This is a genomic window from Chryseobacterium indologenes (assembly GCA_016025055.1).
Lineage (GTDB): Bacteria > Bacteroidota > Bacteroidia > Flavobacteriales > Weeksellaceae > Chryseobacterium > Chryseobacterium indologenes.
In genome coordinates, this window is record CP065590.1 from 3,704,416 (window position 1) to 3,730,291 (window position 25,876).

Consider the following 25,876-nt stretch of genomic DNA (forward strand, 5'->3'; position numbering starts at 1 on the left):
ATTAATGTTTAAGGTAAGCTGATTTTTTTTCCCTGTTCCGGAAAAATATAATTGACTTGTAAAGGATTGTTTTCCAATAGCTCATTTTTTATAATCTCGGGATTATTTCCGGTTGGTTTTCTATGGGTGACAACGATGCTAAGGCCCTGTAAATCTTTTTGTCCTGTTTTTTCTTTCAGCTTATTCAGTTCCTCGACCAATAATTTAGGAGTGAGGTGGCCAAACAACAGGTTTTCCGGTTGACTGTCAGGAAAAGAAACTTCAATTAAAATCGTATGGAGCTGCTTCTTTTTTATCAAGGGAGCAATACTGTTCCAAAGTTGATCAAGCCTATCGGATTTTTCAATTCTATCGGCACCGGTATCTCCCAGATACAGTAAATAATTTTCACCGTTTCTTACAAGAGCGGCACTGCTTTTATAAGGATTGATATGGCTCAGTTCAAATGCTTTTACAAATAATGAAGTCTTCTGTACCGGAACTTCCATCCCGTTGGAAAGTTCATGGTAATGATATTTTCCCAGGATAGGTTTTTGCCCCTGATCGGCAAAATTGATCCATGTATCGGTGATAAAATAGTGATTTTGCAGAATCTGCAGTACCGGGGCAATTCCAAAAATATCTTTTTTAGAATCAGCCGGAGAATTGATAATAAGTCCTGCCAGATGATCTAAATGGCCATGAGAAATAAAATATCCTTTTATCTGATCCTTTAACACAGTTTCTTCCGTACCCGTAAGGCTTTTCATTTGGATGGCTTTTCTTATTCCCGTATTGATGGTCCCTGCGTCCAGAGAAAGATACGTATTGTCTTTGGGGGCTCCCACCAAATAAGCTGATAAATTATCTTCCTGTTCGCCTCCATAAATACCCAATGGAATAAGATCAAAACTTTGAGCATAGCAACCAAAATGTGCACATATGCCAAGTAGAGAAAGTGCTATTTTTTTCATAATATTAAAACTTGATATCTATCCTTTACAATAGACCAGGCAAAATTACACTATTTTTTTACGATTTTACGATTGCACAAGACTTATCTGCTTATGTCAAACACTTGTTTTTTTATTGTATTTTTACTTACTGTCTTAATTTTAATAACTTTAATAATTAAATTGTAAAAAATAAATGTAACTCTTATGCAGATAAAACCATTAGCGCTGATTTTAATTGTAGTTTTTCAATTGTTCAGTATAAATACATTTTCACAGAAAACAGCAGGCTTAAATGCTTTGCTGGACAAAAATTCTGAATTTATCTTTCCGCAAACCACTGACAGAATTTCAAAGATCCTGAACTCAAAAACTATATTTTATGAAGATGCAAATGAGGAGAAATATGCCAGGTGGACGACCAAATCGGGACTTGAATTATATTGCAGCCTTGGAAAAAATAATTCGGTGAATGAAATGTTTTTTGATGTTCCGGATGATAAGTTCCTGATCGTTGAAGGCCTGCCTTTTGGGCTGGCACTCAATAAAAGTACCTTAAAGGATGCTCAAAATGCATTTGGTAAGTATGGGGCAAAATCTGAAAAATTAGATAACGGAAGCCAATTTCCGGGTGGTACCAAGCTGGTTTTTAAGAAAAGCAGATACTATGCAACCCTGTTCTTCGATCATAAAAACCTTTTAAAATCTCTAGGCCTTACCACTGAACTTATTGATCCTGCCGCAAATTAAAAAAATAGCTGTTCTGAAAGGTTTTTAATTCGAGACCAGTGGCTCGTGTTGCTATGCTTTTACCGAGTGGAAAAAAATTCTGTACTATTTTAATAGGATTAGGATTTTTCCTTTGTCAAAAAATAAACCGAGTCTATAAATTAGACTCGGTTTTATTTATATTTCAGCTGATTCTTATTGAATCTCTATAAACGTATTGGTATCCATAAAGTTTGATGAGTCATTTTGATACTCCTCAAGCATGAATTACATCCTGCCTTTTGCTTTTCTGCTTAATGATGACCCGTACATCATCGGGATATTTACAGTTTTTAACCTGAAAAGTCATCCAGCATGGCTGCAGATGGAACAAAAAATAAAGTTCCTGTCTGCGCAGTACTGAAATCCAGGATCCTGTCATAATTTCCTGCCGGATCACCAATAAACATATTTGTCAGCATTTTCTCTACTGTACTGAATGTACTGGCATAGCAGATAAAGTACGTCCCCATTTCATTGGTGGAAACATTTCCGAAAGGCATATTATCCCGGACTACCTTAAAATCATCACCTACATTAGCCAAGGCAATATGAGAGTTTTTAGGCTTTACTTCGTCATCCATTTCAATATCCTGCTCTTTTGACCTGCCGATAACTTTTTCCTGCTCTTCTACAGAAAGTGATTTCCAGGCAGACATGTTATGAATATATTTTTGTACAAAAAGATAGCTGCCTCCGGCATATTGAGGATCCGAATCATTAATAATTGCGAAATACTCGCGGTCCTGCCCATGCGGATTTTCAGTTCCATCCACAAATCCTAAAATAGATCTGCTGTCCCAATACCTGAATCCCTGCACCTCAACGATACAGTCTGCAATATCTTTCATAAAATCTGATATCGTGGAAGCCATATCATAGGCAAAACTCTTTTCATCAGCCCGTATGTGGAAATGCAAATCTCCTCTGGTGCTTACGGCAGTGTGTTTGCTGCCTTGTATCGCTTCAAATTTTTTAAACTCTTTAGGCAGTGGCGCCGGCAATTCCAGTTGTGCCCATGCTTCATATCCGATTCCCATGACACAGCTTGCTTTTGAATCCGGAAACCGGTCAAGAGCAGAATTATTAAGGTTAATGACCAATGCACACATTCGTTGAAATACGGCTTTGATTCTGGATGAATCTACATCCTGTTTAAAATTCCAAACCAGAAAATAGGTGTTGTTGTTAGGATAGTCTGTTACATTTTGAGAATTCATGTTTTTTTGTGTTTCGTTTGCTGACATTTCTACTTATTTCTAATGGATCAAATGTAATGAATGATAACCGTACCACACTACCTTATCCTTGAGATAAACAATTTATGACATTTTTTTCACAAATTACAGTAAAGACTTTTAGATTTTTCCTCATTAAACACGCCTTAAATTCAGTATTATTGTATTGAAATTAACCTGCAATAAAATACTATGGGACATTGGGAAATTTTTCTGTTCTTTCTGATCATTGCCTTCGTCTATGCATCAGTAGGATTTGGCGGTGGTTCCAGCTATCTGGCGGTGCTGGCTATGTACAATCTCCCGTATCAGGAAATACGATTAACCGCTCTGATCTGCAATGTCATTGTTGTCGTTGGAGGCGTTTATATTTATGTTAAAAATAATCAGATTGACTGGAGAAAAGTCCTTCCCATTACCCTGGTAAGCGTTCCATCAGCCTATCTGGGAGCCATACTGAAAATAAGCCAGGAGACGTTTTTTCTCATTCTGGGAATCACTTTAATTATCGCAGCCCTATTATTATGGATAAAAACCGGAACTAAAAATGATAAAGAACCAACTGAGCCTACAAAACAATCCATACTCGGAAATACTGCTTTAGGAGGAGGAATAGGATTTTTATCAGGATTAGTGGGAATTGGTGGTGGAATTTTTCTATCCCCTTTGCTTAATCTTATGAAGTGGGATACGCCCAGGAGAATTGCCGCAACTTCAAGTGTTTTTATTCTTGTAAACTCTGTATCCGGTATATTCGGGCAGGTATCAAAATTGTCTGTGGAAGTGGATTCCGTAAGGATTCTGAGTTTGTGCCTGGCAGTTTTTTTAGGTGGGCAGATAGGTTCCAGAATGTCTCTGAAATGGAATCCTCTGGTTATAAAAAGAATGACTGCAGTACTTGTTCTTGTGGCAGGTATAAATGTTTTGATAAAATACTGGTAAATCTGTTTAAAAAAAATTAAAATGAAACTTAAAATATTAGCCTTCGGAATTGTAAAAGACATTTTCGGAGGTCCTGAAAAGGAACTAGAAGTAGAAGATAGCGTGAATGTAGGACAATTAAAAAAAGTGCTCGAAGATCAGTTTCCCGAGTTTAAAAAACTGAAATCCTATTTCATTGCCCTTGATGAAGAATATGCAGAAGATGATCAGATCATTCATAATACGAATGAAATTGCAATAATTCCTCCTGTAAGTGGTGGATAAAAACTTTCTTGCAACCTGAAATTCCTCTCTTTAAGGCAAAAACAATAAAATGATAGATATAAGAATAACAGACAATGCACTGAGTATTACAGAATGCCTTGATTTAGCACAAGACTTAGGTAGTGGGGGAATTGCTACATTTATAGGAACAGTTCGCAACATGACAAAAAATAAACCTGTCATCCGGCTGGATTATGAATGCTATCAATCTATGGCTACCAAAGAAATTAAAAAGATCGTTGATCAGGCAATCATTTGCTTCTCTGTACGTAATGTGGTGGTGCATCACCGTACAGGAACTTTGTTTCCGGGTGACGCTGCTGTAATTATAGTAGTCAGTGACGGCCACAGGGATGCTGTTTTTGATGCCTGCCGGTATATTATTGATACTGTAAAACAGACCGTTCCTATTTGGAAAAAAGAAATTTTTGAAGACGGGGAAGAATGGGTTTCTGCTCATCCCTGATTTTAAAGGACGAATTTTCGTATATTTACTATACCCAGATCATTAAGATATGAAAACCAATTTATTAGAAAACCAATCGGTACGACAGATCGATATCACGAAAGTAAAAGATCACGACAGTTTTCTGTACGCGGATGATATCGCAGTAGAAGAACCACTTGAAATCCGGGTTTCTTATGGGATAAAAGATCAGAGAGAAAACAAAAATATATCCGTAACGATGAGAACGCCCGGTAATGATGAGGAACTCGCTGCAGGATTTTTGTTTACAGAAGGTATTATCTCAGGAAATCATCAGATCAAAAATATACAACGCCCTGAAGCGGAATGTTCCCGAAATCAGGAAAATGTGGTGATCATAGATTTGGCAGACGGATTCATTCCCGAATTGATGAAAGCGGACCGGAATTTTTACACCACATCCAGCTGTGGGGTTTGCGGAAAAGGATCTATTGATTCCATACGTACCATAAGTTCTTTTCAACACATCCAGAAAGATGCTGAGACCATAGCGTTTGATACTTTATATCAATTATCAGAGAATCTTCGGTCTTTTCAGAATAACTTCAGTGCTACCGGAGGAATTCATGCTTCAGGTATTTTTGATTATCATGGAAACCTGTTGGCACTGAGGGAAGATGTAGGCAGGCATAATGCCCTGGATAAGCTTATAGGTCACGCCCTTTTTACAAATCAGCTTCCCTTAAAAAATACAATTTTGGTTCTCAGTGGCAGAGCCAGTTTTGAACTGATTCAAAAAGCAGCGATGGCAGGTATTTCTATTGTTGCCGCAATAGGAGCTCCTTCCAGTCTTGCCATTGATTTGGCCAAGGAATTTGATATGACTTTACTGGGATTCCTTCGGGAAAACCGGTTTAATATTTATAACACAGCAAGCAACCACCGGATAATAGGAAAATAATTGCTCTACACACGATACACAATGAAATTCGTGCATTGGTGGCAAATAAATATCAATTAGAAAACCACATTTATCTTAATAGGAAACCAAAGATGCTCCTAATCCTCGAAAAATAGTTAATTTGTAGATGTACGTTAAAAAAGAATAAACAAATGAAAATAAGAATAAAAGATAATTCTATCAGGTTTCGTTTAACTCAGTCCGAAGTGGCAGAATTAGGAAAAAATGGAATTGTGTCCAGTGTTACCGAGTTTGTCGAAAGACCGTTTATTTATAGGATAGAAAAAACTGAAGACTCTGTCTTGTCCGCAGCTTTCATTGAAAACAGAATGGTGATGAAAATGCCTGCAGCAATGGTTGACGAATTAGTCTCAACCGATACCGTTGGTTTTGACGGTCAGGTAGGATCTGTAAAGCTTTTGGTAGAGAAAGATTTCGTATGCATAGACAATTCATTAGAAGACCAAAGCGATAATTATCCCAATCCCAATCTTACATGTTAATCACTTTAGATAATAAGAGGTTATGGAAGAAAATAATAAAAAGAAAATAGAAAAGGAAATCAGTAAAGAACCCAATGCTGAAAATCCCTTTAGTCTGTTAGACCTTAAGCTGACGCATGTTGAAAAAGCGGCAGCCGGAATACCTGCGGTGATGGCAGCTTTCAGTGACTTGTTCGAAGAGAAGGCTCCGATCCGGGGAATGAGAGCATTATTAAAAATGAATCAGATAGGTGGTTTCGACTGCCCAAGTTGTGCATGGCCGGACCCTGATGATGAGCGTTCTGTTCTTGGAGAATATTGCGAAAACGGAGCAAAAGCACTCGCAGAAGAAGCAACCACGAAAAAAGTTACTCCCGAGTTTTTTAAAGAGAATTCCCTCTATGATCTTGCAAAACTGGATGACTATCAGATCGGTAAGATGGGAAGACTCACTGATCCCATGTACCTGGCACCGGGAGCAACCCACTACGAGCCAATTAGCTGGGATAATGCTTTCAAAAAGATAGCAGATCATCTCAATGCCCTGGAATCTCCCGACGAAGCTGCTTTTTATACTTCCGGAAGAACAAGTAATGAGGCTTCATTTGTCTATCAGTTATTTGCCAAAGAATTCGGGACCAATAATATGCCCGACTGTTCCAATATGTGCCATGAAACTTCAGGGTCTGCTTTAAGACCAACAATAGGAATAGGAAAGGGAACCGTAACTTTGGAGGATTTCTATGATGCTGAAGTGATTATAATCATCGGCCAGAATCCCGGAACCAATGCGCCAAGGATGATGAGTGCTCTGGCAAAAGGAAAAAACAACGGAGCTAAAATTATCGCGGTCAATCCACTTCCGGAAGCCGGTTTAATGGGATTTATCAACCCTCAGAATGTGAAGGCTATCCTTAAAGGCGGAGTACAGCTTGCAGACCTTTATCTGCCGGTAAAGATCAACGGTGATATGGCTCTTTTGAAAGCCCTTGAATTACTTTTAATAGAATTTGAAAAGAAAAATCCGGGAAAGGTTTTTGATGAAGACTTTATCAGGGATAAGACCGTAGGATATGATGAATTCATCAAACAGTTTGATCATCTGAAGCTGGATGAGCTTGCAGCTTTGTCAGGAGTATCTAAGGAAGCCCTTTATCAGGCTGCAAAGATGATCGCATTTAAAAAACGTATTATCATCAGTTGGGGAATGGGCCTTACACAGCAACCTAACGGAGTAGACATGATCAGGGAGATTCTCAATATCCTTTTGCTTAAAGGAAGTATCGGGAAACCGGGAGCCGGTGTTTGTCCCGTTCGTGGTCACAGTAATGTTCAGGGAAACAGAACGATGATGATTGACGAAAAACCTACCGATGAACAACTCGATCGTCTTGAAAATTTCTATGGTTTCAAAGTGCCCCGCAAACATGGATATGATGTCGTACGCGCCATCAAAGCCATTCATGAAGAAAAAATAAAAGTTATGTTTTGTATGGGAGGTAATTTCCTTTCTGCAACACCGGACACAACTTATACTGCTCATGCATTGAGAAAATTAAACCTGTTGGTCTGCGTTTCCACCAAGCTGAACAGGGGGCATCTTGTTCATGGCAAAGAAGCTTTAATTTTACCTACGTATGGACGAAGCGACAAAGATATTGTAAACGGAGAAATACAGATCGTAAGCACCGAGAATTCAATGGGAGTTGTTCAAAGTTCAAAAGGGATGCTGGATGCAGTATCAGATAACTTAGTCAATGAAACCCAGATTGTATGCCGTATGGCCATGGCTACCCTGGGAAGTCGGTCTGTTGTAGACTGGCAGTTGTACCATGACAGCTATGACGCCGTTAGGGATGCTATTGAGCAATGTATTCCCGGTTTTGAAGATTACAATATCAGGGTAAGAGAAAAAGGCGGATTTTATCTTCCCAATGCGGCAAGAGATGAACAGAGTTTTTCTAAAGAACTAGGCGGCAGGGCTCCGTTTACACTAACGGAAATACCGGATAATACCCTTGAAGATGATGAATATATGATGGCAACCACACGTACTCATGATCAGTTTAATACCACTATTTACGGGCTGGATGACCGGTATCGAGGAATTAAAAATGAGCGCCGTGTAATCTTTATGAACCAGCATGATATTGATAAGGCGGGATTTAAAGCCGGAGATAGAGTAGACCTGTACAATTATGACGATGGAATAGAAAGAATTGCCCCTTTGTTTATCATTGTTTCCTATCAGATCCCCGAAAAAAATACAGTAACTTATTTCCCCGAAACGAACGTATTGGTGTCCGTAAACAATGTAGTGAAGGAGAGCAATATGCCGGCTTCAAAATATGTAAGGATCAAAATTAAAAAACACGACCCTGAAGTCTATAAAAAAGTTGATGAAATGCTGTATAAAGGAGCTATTCAGAGACCTTAATCATCATAATTATTGTACTGTATGAAAAGAATACTGCCATTGGTGCTGTTATTAATTTCCGGATGGGTCTTTTGCCAGTCCGGATTTAAGCTTAAAGTAAGTGGAGAAGTCTCAAATCCGTTAGAACTGAATCTGGCTGATCTGTCAAAGATGACCAGAAAAGAGGCTTGGTTAAAGGATAAAGATGGAAACATTCATAAATATTCAGGAGTTCCGGTTTCAGATATTCTTGCCAGGGCAGGAGTTCCCGCGGGAAAAGAGCTTCACGGAGACAATATTTCAAAATACCTTCTTGTAAAATGCGCAGACGGATATCAGGTTTTATTTTCACTGGCAGAACTGGATGCTTCTATTGCAGATAAAAATGTAATTGTGGCAGATACCGTTGATGGTAAACCCTTACCAGAATCAAAGGGGCCGCTGCGCCTTATTGCTGAAGGAGAGAAAAAACCTGCCCGAAGCTCCTACCAATTAGAAGCTTTGGTCGTAGGACAGATAAAAAAATAATCACTATAGAAGACTTTACAGAATCGTATGATTATCAGAAAGAAAGAACATTGGTTCAAAATGCTTTTTGTATGGCATGGCTCGGTATTACCTGGGCTGTTGCCACGTCTTTTTTACTTTTTATATTATCCCTGGGAGTTGTATACCTGCGTGGAGTGATTTTTTCGTTTAAAATTCCTCTGAATCCTGCACCCCTTACTTTATTTGGTTTTGTACTCGCTTTATTCTTAGGATTCAGAAATAACGTAAGCTATGAAAGATTCTGGGAAGGGAGAAAATTATGGGGCGCCTTACTTAACACAGCAAGATCACTGGCGCGTCAGGCATTAACCCTTAATAATTTGGAAAAAAACAGGAGTTCCGTTTCAGAATTTATCCAATTGATAGGTGCTTTTATTTTTGCCCTTAAACACCAGCTGAGAAGAACGGATGCCTATGAAGATCTAAAAAACAGGCTTTCCGAAGACCACCTGAAAGTAGTTGCAGCCTCCAAATATAAACCGGCGGTTATTATGCGGTTATTGGCTGAATGGGTACAAAGGGTAAAAAATGAGGGTGGAATTGATTCTATTCAACAGGCACGTTTTGACGAGAATTTTGATAAGCTTTCTGATATCGTAGGAGGATGTGAGAGAATTATTTCAACTCCGATTCCCTACAGTTACAGGGTTTTGTTGCATCGTACAGTATATATTTACTGTTTTCTTTTACCGTTCGGTCTTGTAGACTCTCTGCGGTGGTTTACTCCTCTTATCGTCGTATTTGTGGCTTATACATTCGTGGCATTTGAGGCCATTGCGGATGAAATTGAAGAACCATTCGGAACCGAAGCTAATGACCTGGCTCTTAATAGTATGTCATTAATGATCGAAGAAACGATTCATGAAATGGCGGGTGAACCTATTCCTGCTTCTCAAAAAGTGGCTCATCATATAATAGACTGATGCATGGTATGGAAAATATGAAAAGCCGGGTATTTATACTGTGGGTCACTCTGTTCATTCTCTGGATATTTTATTCAGATGCTGAATTCATTTGATATTCATACACTTGCATGTGTCTGCGTGTTTCCGGGCCTAAAAATCCATGGCTTAATAAACACACAGAGGCTGTGCATAGACATAGAGATAGGAATTATTTATGTTGAATTCTACTGATTCCGTCTTTCAGGGAAAATACCTCTTTTTCAGGGAATATTTTTTTAATTATTCTGACCGCTTCTTTGCTTCGCTGGCCTGAATGACAATACATAACAATCGGTTGAGAAATGGATGAAATCTGATGAAAAGACTCCTTTAATTCGTCCAACGGAATATTCTTGCCGCCAATATTAAAATTAAGGTGTTCAGATTCAGTGCGGACATCTATTAATTCAAAATTTTCTTGCTCCTGTTTAAGCTTTTCAAAAGGTATACTTTCAATGGTTTGAGGAAGACCTGTAATGGGAGATGCTGTTTTTTTCAGTTTTATTATTTGGGTTCTGCCACTTTTCACATCCATCATCCAAAGTTTTCCGGCTAAAAGATCAGCTGATTGAGTGATATATTTTATGGCTTCATTGGCTTGCATACAGCCTACTATTCCTGCTAAAGTAGGAATTACACCTCCTTCTCTGCAGTTGGGAACCTGTGACTCTTCAGCATCCGGGAAAACATCCCTGTAATTGGGAGAATAGGTTCCGTCTTTCAGCAAAACATTCCAGAGGCTTACCTGGCCTTCATGTTGATAAATAGCTCCATATACAAGAGGCTTTCCGGCTAAAACACAGGCGTCATTCAACAAAGATTTTGTTTCAAAATTATCTGTACCCTCAATAATAAGATCAAATTCTGAAATCAAATCCATAACATTGGAAGAAGAAATCCGAATACGGTAAGGAATGACAGAAACAGAGGGATTTTGTTGCCGAAGTTTTTGAGCGGCAACATCCACTTTATAAGATCCGATATCATCAGGACTATATAAAATCTGACGGTGCAGATTGCTTAAAGATACAATATCATCATCAGCAATTCCAATTGTACCGATACCGGAAGATGCCAGATATTGTGCACACGGACATCCCAGACCTCCTACGCCTACAATAAGGATTCTGGCATTGCTAAGTAATTCCTGAGAAGAAATGCCAAATCCCGGTAAGGCCATCTGGCAGTGGTAACGTTCAAATGAATCATTCATAACTTGTATTCTTTTTATAATGTCGGGTATCCGTTTTCTAAACCTATCCTCTGTGAAAAAACATTTATTTTTTTAAAATTTCATTTGCTTTTACAGCTTCTTCAGGAGTATTTACATTCATTAGTGCATCAGGGTTTTCCGGTTTTAAAATTAAGGGATCACTATTGATTAAAACTTTTCTCGGGCATGTATTTCCTGTTCCAAGAAAATTCAACAGCAATGGATAGCTTTTGGGTTCCCAAATGGTAATCAATGGCTCAGGCAATCCGTCGAACGGGCTTTCATAGGTTGTTGCTGCTTTTTCCGGATCTCTGGATTGTATTAAAAATTCTAATGATTTCTTATCCAATAATGGGAGGTCACAGGCTACAACGAGCCATGCTTTATCTCTCTGAGCTCTTAACGCCGAAAGAATACCTCCAAAAGGGCCCATATTAAGAAAAGTGTCGGGAAGGGCATTGTAGTGCGAATCAAAATTTTCCAACTGATCCTGCCTGCAGGAAATAAAAACCTCATTACAAAATGGTGCTAGCAAATCGGCAGCAAAGTACCGCTGTTCCTTACCATGCCAGTTTAGCTTATCTTTAGCGGTTCCCATTCTGCTGCTTTTTCCACCTGCGAGAACCAGCCCGTTGAGTGGAGGTATCATTTTATGCTCTTCTGAAATCATTTTTTCCGCCGCTTTTTTCTATTAACTTAATCTCTTTGATCACAATATCGTGACTCAATGCCTTACACATATCATAAATAGTCAAGGCCGCTACAGAAGCTCCGGTGAGGGCTTCCATTTCTACTCCTGTTTTAGATTCAATGTTTGTGGAGCATTCAATAACAATTTCATTATTTTCATTCAGTTCTATCTGCAAATTACAATGATCAAGCCCGATAGGATGGCAAAGAGGAATAAGTTCACTTGTTTTTTTAGCTCCCATTATTCCGGCAATGATTGCGATCTGAAAAACAGAACCTTTTTTGGTGGTAAAGTCGTCTTTTTGTAATGCCTCCAAAACAGCATCAGGCAAAGAAATAATAGCTTGTGCCACTGCTTTTCTGCGGGTAACTTTTTTGTCTCCGATATCTACAATAGCAGGCTGACCGTTTTTATTAAGATGGGTAAATTCTGACATATATTTTGTTTTTGTCATCAGCACAAAATCATTTATTCGTGCATTCCTGATAATTTTTATTTTCGATTAAAGTATTTTTCTTTTTATTTGCCCTTCATCCACGAATACTATTCCTACGCTTATCAATGATTTCGAATAAGAGATTTATTTTAATTTGAGCATTCGTAGCAGTATTGTCATTATCATCGAGTGTTTTAAGGTGTCAGAAACACCAATGTTTCGTTTTAATTTGTGACACTTCAGTTTACAGATTGTATCTCCATATTTTGTAGACATCACCTTTTTTGAAAATATTTTGCTCCAGAGGCAATTCAATGAAAGCATCGGTGTCCGCCAGATGAGAGAAATCACCGGATCCGTTTGTATTCACTGATTCTGCAGTGAGCTGTCCTAAATCATTGACCCTAAGTTTTACCTGTGCGAAATATTGAAGAGGAACACTAAATTCTATATCGTTATGCAAGACAGCCCATTGACAAGGATTTTCCGGAATTTTTAATGATTTTTCCAACCAGGGAATAAAATACCGGTGAAGGCACATAAATACAGAGACCGGATTTCCGGGAAAAGCAAAAATAAGTTTTTTGTCCTCACTTTTACCAAACCAGAAGGGTTTTCCGGGTCTTTGTTTAATTTTGTGAAAGCGTTTTTTTATTCCGAGTTCTTCACATACCGCAGGCAGGTAATCAAATTTTCCCATCGAAACTCCACCACTCATCAGAAGAACATCATATTCATGAATACAGCGGGAAATTTCTTTTCTTATCTCCTCATAATCATCATTGAGGTGGAGACTATCCGCCTGAACTCCATATTTTTGTAAGGCGGAGCTTATCGTGATAGCATTTGAACGCCTTAACTGAAATGGGCCAGGATTCGCCTCAGCACTTACCATTTCGTCTCCGGTGGAAATGATGACTATTTTTGGAAGTCTTTTTACGGATAGGGTAGTTTTGCCAACAGATGCGGCAATTCCAATGATTGCAGGACTAATGACCTGATTGGCTGTGACCAGAATTGCTCCTTCTTTTTGTCTTTACCTTTCACGTGAATATTCTGTCCCTTATTAATATCGGTATTGATTGTCGCAATACCGTTCTGTATTGAAATATCTTCATAACGCACAACCGTATCAACAGAGTGGTCCAAAGCGGCTCCGGTCATAATTTCAATACATTGCCCTTCCGAATCAATAGAAATAGAAGGTTCTCCGGCAGATTGTACGGCCTTAACTGAAAAAGAACGGTGGCCCTTTTCGTAGGCATCATAAAGGATGGCAATTCCGTCTACCGTGGGTCTGTCGAATGGCGGTAAATCACGATCTGCAGAGAGATCTTCTGCCAGGACTCTTCCTAAGGTATTTCCATAAAAGATACTTTCGTTTCCAAAATCCTGTGTTTCGGAAAGGATAAGGTCTTCAGCTTGTTGTACGGTGATCATTTCCATGCTTATCCTCCTATTGTGGCCATAGACTGATGAACAGATGAATTGCCGGAATTCAGTTTCTCAGCTTCCCATCCGTCTTTTGGCTTTTTGTGTATATTGTTGATAATTATATTTTTAAGCTCCTCATCTGTTTTTCCTGAGCGGATTTCATCTTTTAAATTGATACCACCCCCTTCATACAGGCAGTTTCTGAGCAGTCCCGAAGGAGTAATCCTGATCCGGTTACAATCTCCGCAGAAGGAGCGGGTGTAGGCGGCAATGATCCCTATATTTCCTGAGAATCCGGGTATTTTATAATGATATGCCGTTGAGCTTTGCGGATCCTGTATTTTTTCGATTTCCGGGAAGCAACTTTTGATATGACTGTAAATTTGGGGATAATTCCACTTCAGAGATATTTCGGTATCATCACCATTGAAAGGCATTTCTTCAATAAAACGAACATCTACCGGAAGATCTTTCGTAAGCTCAGCCAGAGGAATAATATCTTCAGTATTCTTCCCTTCCATGACCACTGTATTAATTTTTACTTTAATATGGTGTTTTAATAAGCTATCCAGGGTCTTCATGACCTTATCATAGCTTTTTCGGCGGGTAATCCTGAAAAAACGTTCTTCATTCAGTGTATCAAGGCTGAGATTAACCGATTGTATCCCGAATTGTTTGAGTTGAGGGATATATTGCTCAGTAAGCAGCCCGTTGGTTGTTAAACTTAGGTCGGTAAGCCCTTCAAGTTGTGATATTTTTTCAATGAGGCTAATGCAGTTTTTGCGTACAAACGGTTCTCCACCGGTTATTCTGATCTTATCAACCCCAAGCATTGCGAAAACTGAGCATATTCTGAGCATTTCTTCATCGGTCATCAATTCGCGTTGTTTGATCCATGAAAGGCCGCTTTCCGGCATACAGTAGGTACAACGGAGGTTGCAGCGGTCAACGACAGCCAGTCTGAGATAATTAATATGTCTTCCGAATTTATCTGTTAACATAAGGACGGGAAATATGAACCCTATACAAATATACTTATTGTTTTGGCCATAACCCAAAAAACTCAGTACTGAATGATGGTTATGGATGGGATGGTTGTAAGTGACTGATAATGATCGGTTAATCTCTTTTTTTGTAGGTGTTGAATTCATTTTTAGATTATAATTCATGATATTTTGTGTTAAAAGATGATATTCATGTCACGGTTTCGGATATTCATAAGAGGGCGGGACTGTGTATATTTGCAGGCGCTAATTATTTACCGGATATTTCATAAATTGGTATAGAATATAAAGGGCTGTAGTCAAACATATATGATAATAGATAAAACACTGATCAATAAAACCTCAGTAGAAGAGGTATATAATAAAGGAATAGATGTTGTTTTTCAGGATGAGATCAATGCTGAATCACTCAACTTTTTTCCTGACAATTCGTTTACGATCATTTTAATTGATCAATGTGATCATGGGAAGTGTCATACAGGTTTGGGAAAATATGATCTGGAGGATCAGCAGTTATTTATTCATCTTCCCAAAAGAGATTATAAGTGGGATTTACCTCCCCATACAAAAGGAAGAAGGCTGATTATCAAAGACTCTGTATTGAAAACATTTTCTCCTACCCTTAAATTTACTTTTTCTTCCTACAGCAAGTATGAAATGATAAAGCCCGATAAGGAAACTTATTACAGATTTAGCCTGGAATTTAATGCAATCCGGAAAGAAATTCTTGCAGATAATGTTTTTCCGGAGCTTATCAATGCAAGAGTGCGCCTTTTGGCTCTCATTATTAATTTATGGGTAGAACATGCTTACGGGAATAAAGCGTTGAATACACCTGATAACCTTGCTTTTCGTTTTCATATGCTGGTTGACAAAAACTTTAAAACTCAGAAGAATGTAGCTTTTTATGCCAAGGAATTGTGCATTACGCCTAATTATCTTGGTGTGATCTGTAGAAAACAGCATGGCATATCGCCATTGGAATTTATTAAAGAAAGAATTATTCTGGAAGCTAAAAATTTACTCCACAGTTCTGACAAATCCATTAAAGAGATCGCTTTTGAATTGGGATTCCAGAATTTTTCCCATTTCTCTTATCTTTTTAGGGTAAAAACAGGCTGTACTCCAAAAGCCTATCGGAAAAAACTCGAAAATACTGCTAGAGAAGGGGAGTTTTAAATAGAAATTATCGTCCTGAATACGCTTACAGCATTTCCTGTAATTTGAATGATATCAGGCTTACTGTTTTTTATACTGACCTTAACATGGACTTTTCCAACACGGTTAATAGCCTCACCTTGCTCACCTGTAAATTCAAAAGTGTCACCGGATACTTCTATGATTTTATTGTGAATAAGATAACCTCCCAATGGCCCATTGGCATTACCTGTTACAGGATCTTCCGAAATTCCTATTGCCGGAGCAAACATTCTTCCACAGATGAATACGTCTTTATCATCAGAATCAAAAGTAAACACGAAATATCCGTTGCATCCAATTTCCTTACTGAGTTCTATTAAAGAAGCCATGTCCGGGTTAAGTTGGTTTAAAGTCTTTCTGCTTTTGATTCCGATCATAACTTTTGAATGCCCTGTAGAAGCAATTTGCATCGGGCATTTTTCATCCAGGTCATCTGTCGATATTCCCAGTGCCTGTGCAATATTTTGCGTAGTTGACAGGTCAAAAGCTGGGCCCAGAAGAAAACTTCCCTGGGTCATTGTGATTTGGTAATCATTATCCTTTTTGTCAATAGAGATAGGCAAAATGCCAACCTGAGTATTGATCCTGATCGTACAGGAATCCAATTGATCTTCTACCGCCTTTGCATAAAGGGCCCCAATAGTAGCATGCCCGCAGATAGGAACTTCTACAGTGGGAGTAAAATATCGCACGTGATAGTCGAAGTCATTTTCCGGAACATCAGGTGTAAAGATAAATGCCGTTTCCGAATTATTAAGTTCTCTGGCAATAAGCTGCATTTCTTCAGTGGTCAGATTTTCAGCATTTAATACTACTCCTGCAGGGTTTCCTTTGAATTTTTCTTTCGTAAAAGAATCAATCTGATAAACAATTACTTCCTTCATCATAGGGGATTAAGTTCAAAGTAAAGATAGAGATAAATACGGTACGAAATATCCTCTGCAAAGGAAAATATATACTTTAAGATATGAACTTCCGGAAAGAAAAATCAGTTTGCCGCATTTCTATTTCGTTTTTTGATGATGAAAACTGGGCTGCAGTAGCGTAGATAAACATTTGTTGTTCGTAATCATAAATAGCTTCATGCAGAGAAATAAACTTCCCGTCAGTTAAATTGTCAGATAATGTCAAAGCGTCAACCAATCCGATATTGACTCCCTGGCCGGCAAACGGAGGCATCAGATGGGCTGCGTCTCCTATAAGGGTGATAGGCAAGGGGCGATTGTCTTTCCAGGGTGTATTCAAAGGTAATTTTCTTGTTGGTAAACTCCAGAATGATGATGTGGCCCGGAATAAGTCAAGATACAGGTGATGCCAATCGGAAAATTTTTCGCAAAGAAACTCACCTATGCTTTGAGTATCGTGGGCATTGAATCTGTAATCCCCGGAATTTTTAAAAATGATACCATAAGTGAGTGCACCGTTATTATCAGGATTAATGACGATCAGGTTACCCTGATAAGCGGTCATCAACCGGTTACCATTGCATACTTTATAAAATTCCGGACAATCTTTTTCTGGCTCGGGAATATCGCCCTGGATGATAAGGGTTCCGGTATCTTCCACCTGAGTGTCCGTCACGTACTTTCTTATTCCCGACATTCCTCCATTGGCGATGATGATAAGATCTGCGGCAGACTGTGTCCCATTTTCAAAAGACATTATCCATTTTTTGTCATGAACTTCGAGATCAGTACATTTCCGGTCCCAGACAACGGTGTTTTCAGATAAACTGTCCAGAAGCATTTTTCTTAAGGTATTTCTGTTGATTTCAGGATTGTCAAATTGATTTTCGGGAGTGATTTTTTTGGTAAATAAAATGTTAAGGTGTTGGTCGGTAATGGTTGCTCCCATAGGAACTGCCATTTGATAGTAGGTTTCAAGCAGTCCGGCTTGCAGTAAAGCTTTCTGCCCCGAATCTTTATGAAGGTCCAATGTTCCCCCGAAAATTCTCGCGTATTGGTCTTTATCTCTTTCGTAAACGAGAACGTCAGCATTTTGCTGTTGAAGTAATCTGGCCATGGTAAGCCCAACCGGACCTCCTCCGATTATAGCAACTTTTTTATCTTTTAATATCATCGTTGTAGGTTGTTACATGTTGATACAAAATTCTGTGATATTTTAGAAATAAAATAACTATATTGGATATAAAAATAGCTGTAAAAGACTTTATGGAAAAAGATGACCACACCGTTCCGGTAGTTTTAACAGAGTTTGCCAGTTTATTGGGAGCGAAAATAAAACACAGGACATTGGAAATCCCTGCGAAGTTCGGCAATGGTTACTGCTCAGGATTTATTTTTAACAGACACATTCAGATGCTGATCAGTAATTATGAGCTGAAGACGGATATTAGTATTGAAAACAAAGATTTTGATCCAGTCCGTAAGATGTTGTTTTTTAAGTTTCAGAATGTATTCCGCGGTACTGAAAGACTACAGGAGGGAAATTATAGATCAGAACTGCCTTCCGTTTTAATAGGCACCAGCCGGATTAATACCGATGAGGTTATTTCAATTCACAGCAATACGGAAACCATTACTATAGAGATTGATGCAGAATATTTGAGTGGTTTGTTTCCTACCGCAGACCAGTCACCGGTATTGCAAAGCCTTTTGAGAAATACCCAGCCGTTCCTTTTTGAACAATTGATTTATCCTGCACTGCAACATGTGGTAGAGGATATTATTTCAGATGAAACAGAAGAACCTTTCAAACTGTTTTTATTAAGGGTAAAAGCTGAAGAATTGATTTGCAGGTTGTTGATTGAATTGGAAAAACGGGATGAAAAAAAGGTTTATCCATTAAACACGAAGGATATTGAAACTTTGTATAAAGTCAAGGAGAAAATACTTCAACGCCTTGAAGTTCCTCCTGTCATCAGTGATCTGGCATTTGAGTCAGGAATGAGTCCCACAAAGCTGAAACGTTTGTTCAGACAGATTTTTGGCAATAGTATTTTCAGTTATTACCAGGAATTCAGAATGAAGGAAGCTGCCTTTCTGCTGAGGGATAAAAAATATTCTGTTTCAGAGGTAGGATATAGGTTGGGATTTACCAATTTAAGCCACTTTTCAAAGGTCTTTAACGAACACACGGGAATGAAACCTAAACAATACTCAATGATCCAATAAATGAATGTTCTTGATTGGCCACGAATGCACGAATTTTTATTATTTGTTTTTCCGACGTTAATCCACAATCATTTTATTCGTGCATTAGTGGCAATTAAAAAAGAATATTCAGATGATTCTATAAAATATCAGTCCCACTTGTTATTGGTGGAAACAGCATATTTTCCGGCCCCTGTAAAAAAAAAACTTAAGCTTATAAGCATATAGATGACCAAAAGCTCCAGAGCCCAGCCTCCAAAATCGTTAAGTTTAAACAGATTACCGGTCTGGGCCAGAATGGTTGCCGTAAAACAGTTGGCAGCAAAAATCAACCCTGCAAAACGGGTTCTGAAGCCTATGATAAGCATGACCGGAGCTATAATTTCACCGGCGAAAACTCCATAAGCAAAGAATGAAGGAAGACCGTGCATCGTCATCATATTTTCAATAAAGCCAACTCCGTGGATCAATTTATTAATTCCATAAACCGACATGGGAAACCCAATCGCTATTCTGCTTATCAGCATTCCTAAATCAATGTTTTTTTTCATTTCTATTTATTTAAAAGTTGTATTTTACAAATGCCCCGATATTTTCAAGGGTCTTTTTTCCATTATTAAACTGGTCAAAATTGGAAGCAAGTCCGTACATCATTTTATCTTGCTTGATTCCCAACCGTACAAATTGCAAACCTCTCGGGTAGCCGCTATGATCAAGATTTCCTATTGCGAGAACACTGAAGTACCCCTGAAGATTGTCTTTCAGATACGGGGTGTACTCAAATGAAACCGATTGTTCAAGAGAAAATCCTTTTTGGTAGGTGGTTCCTACGGAGTAAGAAAAAGAGTAGGTGGAATGTGTAATTTTATATTGTAGATAAGCGCTAAAGAATGCTCCCGGGTTTTTCATTCCGAAGGCAGCATTGACAATAAACCTCTTGCTAAGATTATAGGCAAGTGTATTTCTTATAAAAAATATATTCTCCTTATCTTTTGTATATTCAGTGTCGAATAGAGTAAGATTGTTCAATTTCAACCGGTCATTCAATTGATAATTGATATGATGCAAATAGGTATAGGAACGGTGTCCTATTACAATATCGGGGGTATAAGAAATTTTTTGTGCAGACAATCCGGATGAGACTGCTGCAAGTGCTGTTATAGCGATGAATTTAGCCTTCATATTTCACTCATTTAAATCTGTGAGCAAAATTATCCAGGCCGGAACGGAATAAACTTAAGATATCTTAAGAAACGTCTGACAGGTGCTTTTTTCTTAAATAACTGAGGTATTCTACCGTAATTCCAAGATAAGAAGCAATCATATATTGTGGAAAGCGTTGTTCAATATTACGATAAGTACTTACAAAAGTTCTGTATTTTGTATAAGCATCGACCCTGGAATGCTCAAAAGTCCTTTCCTGTAAGGTAACATAAGCGTTTTGCATTTTCAGCCTCCAGAATTCGGAGATAGTAGGAACTTCTTTATACAACAATTCAAGATTGTTTTTACTGATTTGTATGATCGTAGTATCTTCATTGGATCTGATAAACATTCTGGAAGGCAATTCGCTGAGATAGCTGTACAAATCATTGACCCACCAGTTTTCTATGCCAAGCTGTGTAATGTTTTCTTTGCCCTTCTCATCTGTATGATATGCAAACAAACTTCCTTGAGCAATGAAACGCATGTGTCTGGACACTTGCCCTTCCCGAAGTAAAAAATCCTTCTTTTTAAGCTGTACTATTTCTAATTTGGAGGTGATAAAATCAATATCAGATTCATGTACATTGACTATTTCTCTGATATGCGTTATGAGCTGTAAAATGATTGTATCCGTATCCATAATGAAAATCTTAAATTCTACTGATGTACCGCAATACACCGTAAATAATGAAGAGACAAATTTAGACAAATATTATGGCTTGAAACCGACTGGTTTTGTAAAAAATATATAGGGTTTTAATAAAAAGTAAACAGATCAAACAGAAATTTTAATTTGTATTTTTGTGATAATCAAAGTGAAAATTATGGCATTAATAAATGATTTAGGTAAAATAATTGCTTTCTTGTTTTTGCTGCTAAGTGTTTTTATGATAACAGCAAAGACCAAAAGAAAATTACCCAATTATTTATTTGCTTCCTTTTTGCTGATCTCTTTAGTAGATCTTTCCGGGTTTTTTCTGAACACCCCTGATCATAAAGTTGTTAAAGCATTCAAGATCTCCAGTATTCTTTTGCAGATGCCTCTGTACTATTTGTATGTTAATGCAGCATGTTATTATAATTTTACACTCAAAAAATATCATATTTTACATGGTATACCATTTTTATTTTTTTTCTGTATCTTCAGTATTACAGGTGTTTCAGACCAAAGTGAACAGGCATTTGATATCATTTCTATTGTTCAGTATTACAGTTATATTATTGCTGTCTTTCTTACATTGAAAAGCTTTAAAAAATTATATCAGGAAAATTATTCCAGCGATTATCACCTTACTTATAGATGGCTTTTGCAAACCACCATTCTTTTTCTGATTGGAAATTTTTTTGTGTTGCTGAGAGGGTTTGTGAAGACCAACGATCCTGTTTTCATATACTTATATACATTTTCATCCCTGTTTGTTTTATTTGTAATCTGTTGGTTTGTAATGACAGCCCTTTATCGTCCAAATTTGCTGGCAGGGATCAATAAGGATTTAGTTCCTCTGAAGGCAGAACGTGAGCCTGGAGAAAAAACTGAAGAGCTTCATATTCTGATAAGCTTTATGCAATCCGAAAAACCATATCTCGATGATAAGCTTACCTTGCAAAAACTAGCGGAACAAATTAAATTGCCGGAAAAACAACTTTCATCACTGATTAACCAGCAAACAGGGAAACATTTTTTTGACTTTATCAATGAGTTTAGAATTAATGATGCAAAATCTCTTCTGAAAAGTCAACCTCAGTTGACTGTACTGGAAATACTCTATGGAGTCGGTTTCAACTCAAAATCTTCCTTTTATACAGCATTTAAAAAAGAAACAGGACTTACCCCTACAGATTACAGAAAATCAAGGATTTAACCCGTGTCCGATTTTAAGTCGGACTGATTTTTCTTAGTGAAAAAAGTTCGACTTCATGGAGTCGGATGTTTAAAATATTTTAAAGTTCCAGATTTGCTTCATTATTAAAAATTAAAGAATGAAAGCAATATTTAAACTTACACTTGTCTTTTTTTACACTCTGAATTCTATGATCTGTTCAGGGCAAAATGAGAAAAAAATCAGATCCAGAAGGCTGATTCTATTATTAACAATTATATTCAGGCAGACGCTCCTGGAATGGCCATCGGAATTATAAGGGATGGAAAAATTATATATAAAAAAACGTATGGGCTTGCCAACCTCGAGGATAAGACGCCGGTAACGGATTCCACAGCATTTAATATCGCTTCTGTCTCAAAGCAGTTTACTGCATTTGTGGCAATGAAAGCGGAGCAGGAAGGCAGATTGTCGTTCAGCGATGACATAAGGATTTATCTGCCTGAGTTGAAACACTTACCGTATTCAATCACAATACGTCAACTGGCCAATCATACGCATGGACTTCCTGATTTTACGGGGATTAAACAATTACAGGGATTCCGGGACGAATTTAGAGTAACCAACACGGAAGCGGTAAAGACGGTTCTGGCTATTAAGAGCATAAACTTTAAGCCCGGAGATGAATATAAATATAACAACACCGGTTTCATGTTGCTGGCAGAAATCCTTCATCGGATTTATAAAAAGGATTTTAGTGAGATTCTTAAAGAGTATATTTTCGAACCGTTGAAAATGCATCATACATACGTCATCGGTGATTCTGAGAAAATTATTCCAAATAAAGCAGAATCTTACAAAGAAAAGGGAAGTGTTTTTTCTAAATATCCCCTTGGACAGATGGAAAATGGATCTTCCAATATTTATACAACTCTTGACGATTTTTGTAAATGGGCCGTCAACTTTCAAAAGCCAGTCATCGGCAACCGCGAAACCTATAATAAAATGCAACAAAACACCCTGTTGAATACAGGTGAAAAAGTAGAGTATGGGCTGGGACTGCAAACCGGCACATATAAGGGACTGGATATTGTATTTCACGGTGGAGGAACAGCAGGTTACAGATCTTATATATTGCATATTCCTGCCTATCATTTGTCAATTGTACTTGCAGGAAACAGGAGTGTATTCCACGGTTTCTCCATTGCGTATCAATTGGTAGATGTATTTCTCGGTAATCAGGAAGTTTCATCTCCTTTACCTCAAAAAAGAATTTATTCTTCAGCAGAATTGAAAAAATTTGAAGGAACCTATGAATTAAATCCCGGTAATTATCTCAATGTGCTGACAGACGGAAAAAATCTATTCCTCCGTGAAGATAAAACACCTTTTACCGACATAGGTGACAAGCAGTTTGGAATTCCGGCTATTGCAACCAGCCGTATTACCTTTCATCCCGAATCGATGATCCTGAAGATCGGAGATTTTACATTCAACTGCAAAAAAGTAATGCTGAAACAATTAGATGAAAGTAAAATCAATCTCAATGCTTATGAAGGGTTTTACAGAAATGAAGAATTCAATACGATCTATCAATTGGTGGTTGAAAACAATAAATTAATAGCCAAACATCCTATCAATCCGGACGTCCGGTTATATTTTTCAAGCTTAAAAAAGTTGTATTCCTACAAGTCATTTTTTGGCCAACTCGATTTTACTTATGATAAAAATAATAAGATCACCGGGTTCTTACTGTCCGGAGGAAGTCTTTATCATATTAAATTTAAAAGAATAAGTCAATGATATAGGTTGTCAGCATCAAAATATACTGTTACTTTTTTAATAAATGAGGTTATCTTAAGCTAAGATAACCTTCCTTTTTACGACATTTTCAATCCTTTTAATATTTTTTTAACGTTTATAATGGATTGCATGTCCTTCTGTATCAGTAAGAAATGTTTGTTTTTTAGAATTGGAATGCTATTTGTAATGCAATACTGAAATTTGATGCTTGCAATTCAATAATCGTAAAACACAGATAAATGATTTGAAATTTTAAAAATACTTACCGATAAAAAATACTAAAACATGTTCCCCCTTCCCGCTCAATTAAAGAAAATATATCATTCAGTTTATAATGTTTTCATACTTCATGTATGTCTTTTCTGTACAGTAATGTATGGACAGAAACCCTTCTCTCCCAGTAAGTTTGACAGTTTATTGCTAAAAAAAACAGAATCACTTCGTATTCAGGGAGAGTATGAAAACCTGGTGAGGCTTAATAAAGATTATTTGAATATCGCTGAAGAAAAAAATTACAGAGAGGGGATTATCCTTTGCTATATTAATATTTCCAATATCTCTGCAACTATCGGGAACTACAAAAGGGGATTGTCGTACCTGTCCATGGCAGAGAAAGAAATGAAAACGTTAAGTAATCCTGTGTTAAAGGCCAGGCTTTATCAGGAACATGCCCAATTGAATGGTGTCATTGGTTTATATAAAAGTGCCTTGGAGTTTAACGCTAAAGGCTTGTATTATCTGAAAAGTGTTGCAGACAGTGATATAAAAAAATACTATTTGTATAGGCTGTATGCCAACAGGGCAGACTTTCTCTACAAAGCCAATAAAGTTGATTCAGCCTATATATATTTACAAAAGGGGAAAAGGCTAGACAGTCAGGGAGTTCTGCTGAATACATTATTAGCCAAGCACCATTTATTATATACCAAAAGACTGGATTCCACCCTGATCTACCTTCAGAAATCATCTGATAGAATCATTAATACCGGAAAAGTAAATGCTCAAAGCGGGTTTGTGTATCTTACCTATGGAGATTACTATTACGAAAAGAAAGATTATCAGACTGCTTTAACCTATTACAGTAAGGCATTGGATAATTATAATAAAACAAACAGATTATACAATATCCCACGCGCTTACGAAGCTATAGCCAATACCTATAAAATGCTGAACGAGCCGGAAAAAGAAGCCGCGGCCAGACAACTGTATAGAGAAGAAAAGGCAGATCTGGAAAATGTTCAGAACGAAGCCATTAATATCTCAGTCGATCACATGCTCAGTGATAAAGAAGAAGAATCGCATGGCTTTACAAAGAAACTTTATCTTTATATCTGCATTATTATTGTTTTATGTATCATCATTTTTATCCTTTTGTACAGGCACAACAGATCATTGAGACAACGGAAAAATCAACTTAAAAGTGAAGCACTTTCCCTGAAAAGTAAAATCAATGATTCGTTTGATGAGCTGGTGAGCTTAGCAAAAAAGAATGACTCTACTTTTTTAACGAGATTTCAGGAAATTTATCCTGATTTTTGCCCGAAACTCCTTGAAATTAATCCGAAATTAGGGGCATCAGAGCTTGCATTTTGTGCGATGATCAAACTTAATTTTACTTCAAAAGAAATTGCAGAATATACTTTTATTCAGCATAAATCTGTACAGCAAAAAAAGCATCGTTTAAGAAAAAAGCTTGATGTTCCGAGTGATCAGGAATTGTTTATTTTCTTTGATTCATTATAGGATTAATTTTAAATAGATAAACTTTTTACAGGAGAAGTATCAAATGTGGTAGGTATGTAGTAGGGGATAATGCTGGTATTGGTCATAAATTTTTGAAATTTGCAAAATTAAAACAAAGGAGCAGCTCTATACATTTAAAAAAAATGATTGTGAGATACATAATGATTACCTTTCCTGTACAAGAAAAAATGTTATATTTATCATAAGGATTGCAATCGTGAAAAATGAAAGATAGCGCACCATAAATCTATAATCCAGCAAGGATAGAGTGAGCTTTTTCAATGAAATAA

Annotated in this window: 24 protein-coding genes and 2 pseudogenes; 14 read left to right on the forward strand and 12 right to left on the reverse strand. The window is 37.5% G+C overall.

Features of this window, described 5'->3' with window-relative positions; all coding sequences use genetic code 11:
* Positions 1-8: 8 nt before the first annotated feature.
* Positions 9-953: a 3',5'-cyclic-nucleotide phosphodiesterase gene (locus H3Z85_17020; GenBank protein ID QPQ51043.1), complete on the reverse strand. Its 945-nt coding sequence runs from the start codon at positions 951-953 to the stop codon at positions 9-11.
* A 186-nt stretch (positions 954-1,139) separates the two neighbouring features.
* Here H3Z85_17020 and H3Z85_17025 point away from each other — a divergent pair, with 186 nt between their 5' ends.
* The gene (locus H3Z85_17025; protein ID QPQ51044.1) at positions 1,140-1,682 is read left to right on the forward strand and encodes a hypothetical protein; all 543 of its coding nucleotides are present in this window, start codon (positions 1,140-1,142) and stop codon (positions 1,680-1,682) included.
* Between the two features lie 311 nt (positions 1,683-1,993).
* Here H3Z85_17025 and H3Z85_17030 read toward each other — a convergent pair whose 3' ends face one another.
* Positions 1,994-2,920 carry a Dyp-type peroxidase gene (locus H3Z85_17030; protein ID QPQ53929.1) on the reverse strand — a complete coding sequence of 309 codons (927 nt, stop codon included), beginning with the start codon at positions 2,918-2,920 and terminating at the stop codon, positions 1,994-1,996.
* Between the two features lie 210 nt (positions 2,921-3,130).
* On the opposite strand from H3Z85_17030, the gene H3Z85_17035 reads away from it, so the two are divergent.
* The 8 genes and pseudogenes from H3Z85_17035 (at position 3,131) to H3Z85_17070 (ending at position 9,902) form a co-directional block, all read left to right on the forward strand.
* Positions 3,131-3,880 (forward strand): sulfite exporter TauE/SafE family protein, encoded by a 750-nt coding sequence (locus H3Z85_17035; protein QPQ51045.1) that lies wholly within the window; start codon positions 3,131-3,133, stop codon positions 3,878-3,880.
* Between the two features lie 21 nt (positions 3,881-3,901).
* Positions 3,902-4,144 carry a MoaD/ThiS family protein gene (locus H3Z85_17040; GenBank protein QPQ51046.1) on the forward strand — a complete coding sequence of 81 codons (243 nt, stop codon included), beginning with the start codon at positions 3,902-3,904 and terminating at the stop codon, positions 4,142-4,144.
* 49 nt (positions 4,145-4,193) lie between these two features.
* Complete coding sequence (locus H3Z85_17045; protein ID QPQ51047.1) at positions 4,194-4,610, forward strand: molybdenum cofactor biosynthesis protein MoaE; 417 nt, start codon at positions 4,194-4,196, stop codon at positions 4,608-4,610.
* A gap of 49 nt (positions 4,611-4,659) precedes the next feature.
* Entirely contained in the window at positions 4,660-5,532 is an 873-nt protein-coding gene (gene fdhD, locus H3Z85_17050; protein QPQ51048.1) for a formate dehydrogenase accessory sulfurtransferase FdhD, read from the forward strand.
* 152 nt (positions 5,533-5,684) lie between these two features.
* Positions 5,685-6,035, forward strand: a complete 351-nt coding sequence (locus H3Z85_17055; GenBank protein ID QPQ51049.1) for a hypothetical protein — start codon at positions 5,685-5,687, stop codon at positions 6,033-6,035.
* 22 nt (positions 6,036-6,057) lie between these two features.
* Complete coding sequence (locus H3Z85_17060; protein QPQ51050.1) at positions 6,058-8,451, forward strand: FdhF/YdeP family oxidoreductase; 2,394 nt, start codon at positions 6,058-6,060, stop codon at positions 8,449-8,451.
* Between the two features lie 21 nt (positions 8,452-8,472).
* Positions 8,473-8,958 (forward strand): molybdopterin-dependent oxidoreductase, encoded by a 486-nt coding sequence (locus H3Z85_17065; protein ID QPQ51051.1) that lies wholly within the window; start codon positions 8,473-8,475, stop codon positions 8,956-8,958.
* Between the two features lie 27 nt (positions 8,959-8,985).
* Positions 8,986-9,902, forward strand: a pseudogene (locus H3Z85_17070) (hypothetical protein).
* 190 nt (positions 9,903-10,092) lie between these two features.
* On the opposite strand, the gene H3Z85_17075 reads toward H3Z85_17070, so the two are convergent.
* The 5 genes and pseudogenes from H3Z85_17075 to moaA all read right to left on the reverse strand — a co-directional run bounded on the left by H3Z85_17075 (position 10,093) and on the right by moaA (position 14,698).
* Positions 10,093-11,136 (reverse strand): HesA/MoeB/ThiF family protein, encoded by a 1,044-nt coding sequence (locus H3Z85_17075; protein QPQ51052.1) that lies wholly within the window; start codon positions 11,134-11,136, stop codon positions 10,093-10,095.
* Positions 11,137-11,200: 64 nt separating this feature from the next.
* A complete protein-coding gene (locus H3Z85_17080) occupies positions 11,201-11,806 on the reverse strand; it encodes an NTP transferase domain-containing protein (protein ID QPQ51053.1) in 606 nt (201 codons plus the stop codon).
* The gene (gene moaC / locus H3Z85_17085) at positions 11,787-12,263 is read right to left on the reverse strand and encodes a cyclic pyranopterin monophosphate synthase MoaC (GenBank protein QPQ51054.1); all 477 of its coding nucleotides are present in this window, start codon (positions 12,261-12,263) and stop codon (positions 11,787-11,789) included. The genes H3Z85_17080 and moaC overlap by 20 nt, the downstream gene beginning before the upstream one ends.
* Positions 12,264-12,507: 244 nt before the next feature.
* Positions 12,508-13,709 (reverse strand): annotated as a pseudogene (locus tag H3Z85_17090) (molybdopterin molybdotransferase MoeA).
* Positions 13,710-13,711: 2 nt separating this feature from the next.
* Positions 13,712-14,698 (reverse strand): GTP 3',8-cyclase MoaA, encoded by a 987-nt coding sequence (gene moaA / locus H3Z85_17095; GenBank protein ID QPQ51055.1) that lies wholly within the window; start codon positions 14,696-14,698, stop codon positions 13,712-13,714.
* 312 nt (positions 14,699-15,010) lie between these two features.
* Here moaA and H3Z85_17100 point away from each other — a divergent pair, with 312 nt between their 5' ends.
* A complete protein-coding gene (locus H3Z85_17100; GenBank protein QPQ51056.1) occupies positions 15,011-15,880 on the forward strand; it encodes an AraC family transcriptional regulator in 870 nt (289 codons plus the stop codon).
* Here the strand turns inward: H3Z85_17100 and H3Z85_17105 are convergent.
* Together H3Z85_17105 and H3Z85_17110 are read right to left on the reverse strand one after the other, a co-directional pair.
* Positions 15,877-16,788 (reverse strand): PhzF family isomerase, encoded by a 912-nt coding sequence (locus tag H3Z85_17105; GenBank protein QPQ51057.1) that lies wholly within the window; start codon positions 16,786-16,788, stop codon positions 15,877-15,879. The genes H3Z85_17100 and H3Z85_17105 overlap by 4 nt on opposite strands.
* A 73-nt stretch (positions 16,789-16,861) precedes the next feature.
* Positions 16,862-17,980, reverse strand: a complete 1,119-nt coding sequence (locus tag H3Z85_17110; GenBank protein ID QPQ51058.1) for an FAD-dependent monooxygenase — start codon at positions 17,978-17,980, stop codon at positions 16,862-16,864.
* A gap of 92 nt (positions 17,981-18,072) precedes the next feature.
* On the opposite strand from H3Z85_17110, the gene H3Z85_17115 reads away from it, so the two are divergent.
* Positions 18,073-19,035, forward strand: coding sequence for a helix-turn-helix transcriptional regulator (locus tag H3Z85_17115; protein QPQ53930.1), 963 nt, complete (start codon positions 18,073-18,075; stop codon positions 19,033-19,035).
* Between the two features lie 128 nt (positions 19,036-19,163).
* Here H3Z85_17115 and H3Z85_17120 read toward each other — a convergent pair whose 3' ends face one another.
* The 3 genes from H3Z85_17120 to H3Z85_17130 form a co-directional block, all read right to left on the reverse strand.
* Positions 19,164-19,565 (reverse strand): DoxX family protein, encoded by a 402-nt coding sequence (locus H3Z85_17120; protein ID QPQ51059.1) that lies wholly within the window; start codon positions 19,563-19,565, stop codon positions 19,164-19,166.
* Between the two features lie 10 nt (positions 19,566-19,575).
* Complete coding sequence (locus tag H3Z85_17125; GenBank protein QPQ51060.1) at positions 19,576-20,196, reverse strand: hypothetical protein; 621 nt, start codon at positions 20,194-20,196, stop codon at positions 19,576-19,578.
* Positions 20,197-20,260: 64 nt separating this feature from the next.
* Entirely contained in the window at positions 20,261-20,860 is a 600-nt protein-coding gene (locus tag H3Z85_17130) for a Crp/Fnr family transcriptional regulator (protein ID QPQ51061.1), read from the reverse strand.
* 184 nt (positions 20,861-21,044) lie between these two features.
* On the opposite strand from H3Z85_17130, the gene H3Z85_17135 reads away from it, so the two are divergent.
* From H3Z85_17135 to H3Z85_17145, 3 genes are all read left to right on the forward strand, one after another.
* Complete coding sequence (locus H3Z85_17135; protein ID QPQ51062.1) at positions 21,045-22,082, forward strand: AraC family transcriptional regulator; 1,038 nt, start codon at positions 21,045-21,047, stop codon at positions 22,080-22,082.
* Between the two features lie 258 nt (positions 22,083-22,340).
* Positions 22,341-23,843, forward strand: coding sequence for a beta-lactamase family protein (locus H3Z85_17140; GenBank protein QPQ51063.1), 1,503 nt, complete (start codon positions 22,341-22,343; stop codon positions 23,841-23,843).
* A 285-nt stretch (positions 23,844-24,128) separates the two neighbouring features.
* Positions 24,129-25,586: a hypothetical protein gene (locus H3Z85_17145; protein ID QPQ51064.1), complete on the forward strand. Its 1,458-nt coding sequence runs from the start codon at positions 24,129-24,131 to the stop codon at positions 25,584-25,586.
* Positions 25,587-25,876 lie beyond the last annotated feature (290 nt).

Coding starts and splice junctions, on each gene's coding strand:
- H3Z85_17145 (QPQ51064.1), top strand. CDS start 24,129: ATGTTCCCCCTTCCCGCTCAATTAAAGAAAATATATCATTCAGTTTAT.
- H3Z85_17060 (QPQ51050.1), top strand. CDS start 6,058: ATGGAAGAAAATAATAAAAAGAAAATAGAAAAGGAAATCAGTAAAGAA.
- H3Z85_17125 (QPQ51060.1), bottom strand. CDS start 20,196: ATGAAGGCTAAATTCATCGCTATAACAGCACTTGCAGCAGTCTCATCC.
- H3Z85_17110 (QPQ51058.1), bottom strand. CDS start 17,980: ATGATATTAAAAGATAAAAAAGTTGCTATAATCGGAGGAGGTCCGGTT.
- H3Z85_17100 (QPQ51056.1), top strand. CDS start 15,011: ATGATAATAGATAAAACACTGATCAATAAAACCTCAGTAGAAGAGGTA.
- H3Z85_17030 (QPQ53929.1), bottom strand. CDS start 2,920: ATGAATTCTCAAAATGTAACAGACTATCCTAACAACAACACCTATTTT.
- fdhD (QPQ51048.1), top strand. CDS start 4,660: ATGAAAACCAATTTATTAGAAAACCAATCGGTACGACAGATCGATATC.
- H3Z85_17040 (QPQ51046.1), top strand. CDS start 3,902: ATGAAACTTAAAATATTAGCCTTCGGAATTGTAAAAGACATTTTCGGA.
- moaA (QPQ51055.1), bottom strand. CDS start 14,698: ATGTTAACAGATAAATTCGGAAGACATATTAATTATCTCAGACTGGCT.
- H3Z85_17105 (QPQ51057.1), bottom strand. CDS start 16,788: ATGATGAAGGAAGTAATTGTTTATCAGATTGATTCTTTTACGAAAGAA.
- H3Z85_17045 (QPQ51047.1), top strand. CDS start 4,194: ATGATAGATATAAGAATAACAGACAATGCACTGAGTATTACAGAATGC.
- H3Z85_17035 (QPQ51045.1), top strand. CDS start 3,131: ATGGGACATTGGGAAATTTTTCTGTTCTTTCTGATCATTGCCTTCGTC.
- moaC (QPQ51054.1), bottom strand. CDS start 12,263: ATGTCAGAATTTACCCATCTTAATAAAAACGGTCAGCCTGCTATTGTA.
- H3Z85_17065 (QPQ51051.1), top strand. CDS start 8,473: ATGAAAAGAATACTGCCATTGGTGCTGTTATTAATTTCCGGATGGGTC.
- H3Z85_17080 (QPQ51053.1), bottom strand. CDS start 11,806: ATGATTTCAGAAGAGCATAAAATGATACCTCCACTCAACGGGCTGGTT.
- H3Z85_17075 (QPQ51052.1), bottom strand. CDS start 11,136: ATGAATGATTCATTTGAACGTTACCACTGCCAGATGGCCTTACCGGGA.
- H3Z85_17120 (QPQ51059.1), bottom strand. CDS start 19,565: ATGAAAAAAAACATTGATTTAGGAATGCTGATAAGCAGAATAGCGATT.
- H3Z85_17140 (QPQ51063.1), top strand. CDS start 22,341: ATGGCCATCGGAATTATAAGGGATGGAAAAATTATATATAAAAAAACG.
- H3Z85_17055 (QPQ51049.1), top strand. CDS start 5,685: ATGAAAATAAGAATAAAAGATAATTCTATCAGGTTTCGTTTAACTCAG.
- H3Z85_17020 (QPQ51043.1), bottom strand. CDS start 953: ATGAAAAAAATAGCACTTTCTCTACTTGGCATATGTGCACATTTTGGT.
- H3Z85_17135 (QPQ51062.1), top strand. CDS start 21,045: ATGGCATTAATAAATGATTTAGGTAAAATAATTGCTTTCTTGTTTTTG.
- H3Z85_17130 (QPQ51061.1), bottom strand. CDS start 20,860: ATGGATACGGATACAATCATTTTACAGCTCATAACGCATATCAGAGAA.
- H3Z85_17115 (QPQ53930.1), top strand. CDS start 18,073: ATGGAAAAAGATGACCACACCGTTCCGGTAGTTTTAACAGAGTTTGCC.
- H3Z85_17025 (QPQ51044.1), top strand. CDS start 1,140: ATGCAGATAAAACCATTAGCGCTGATTTTAATTGTAGTTTTTCAATTG.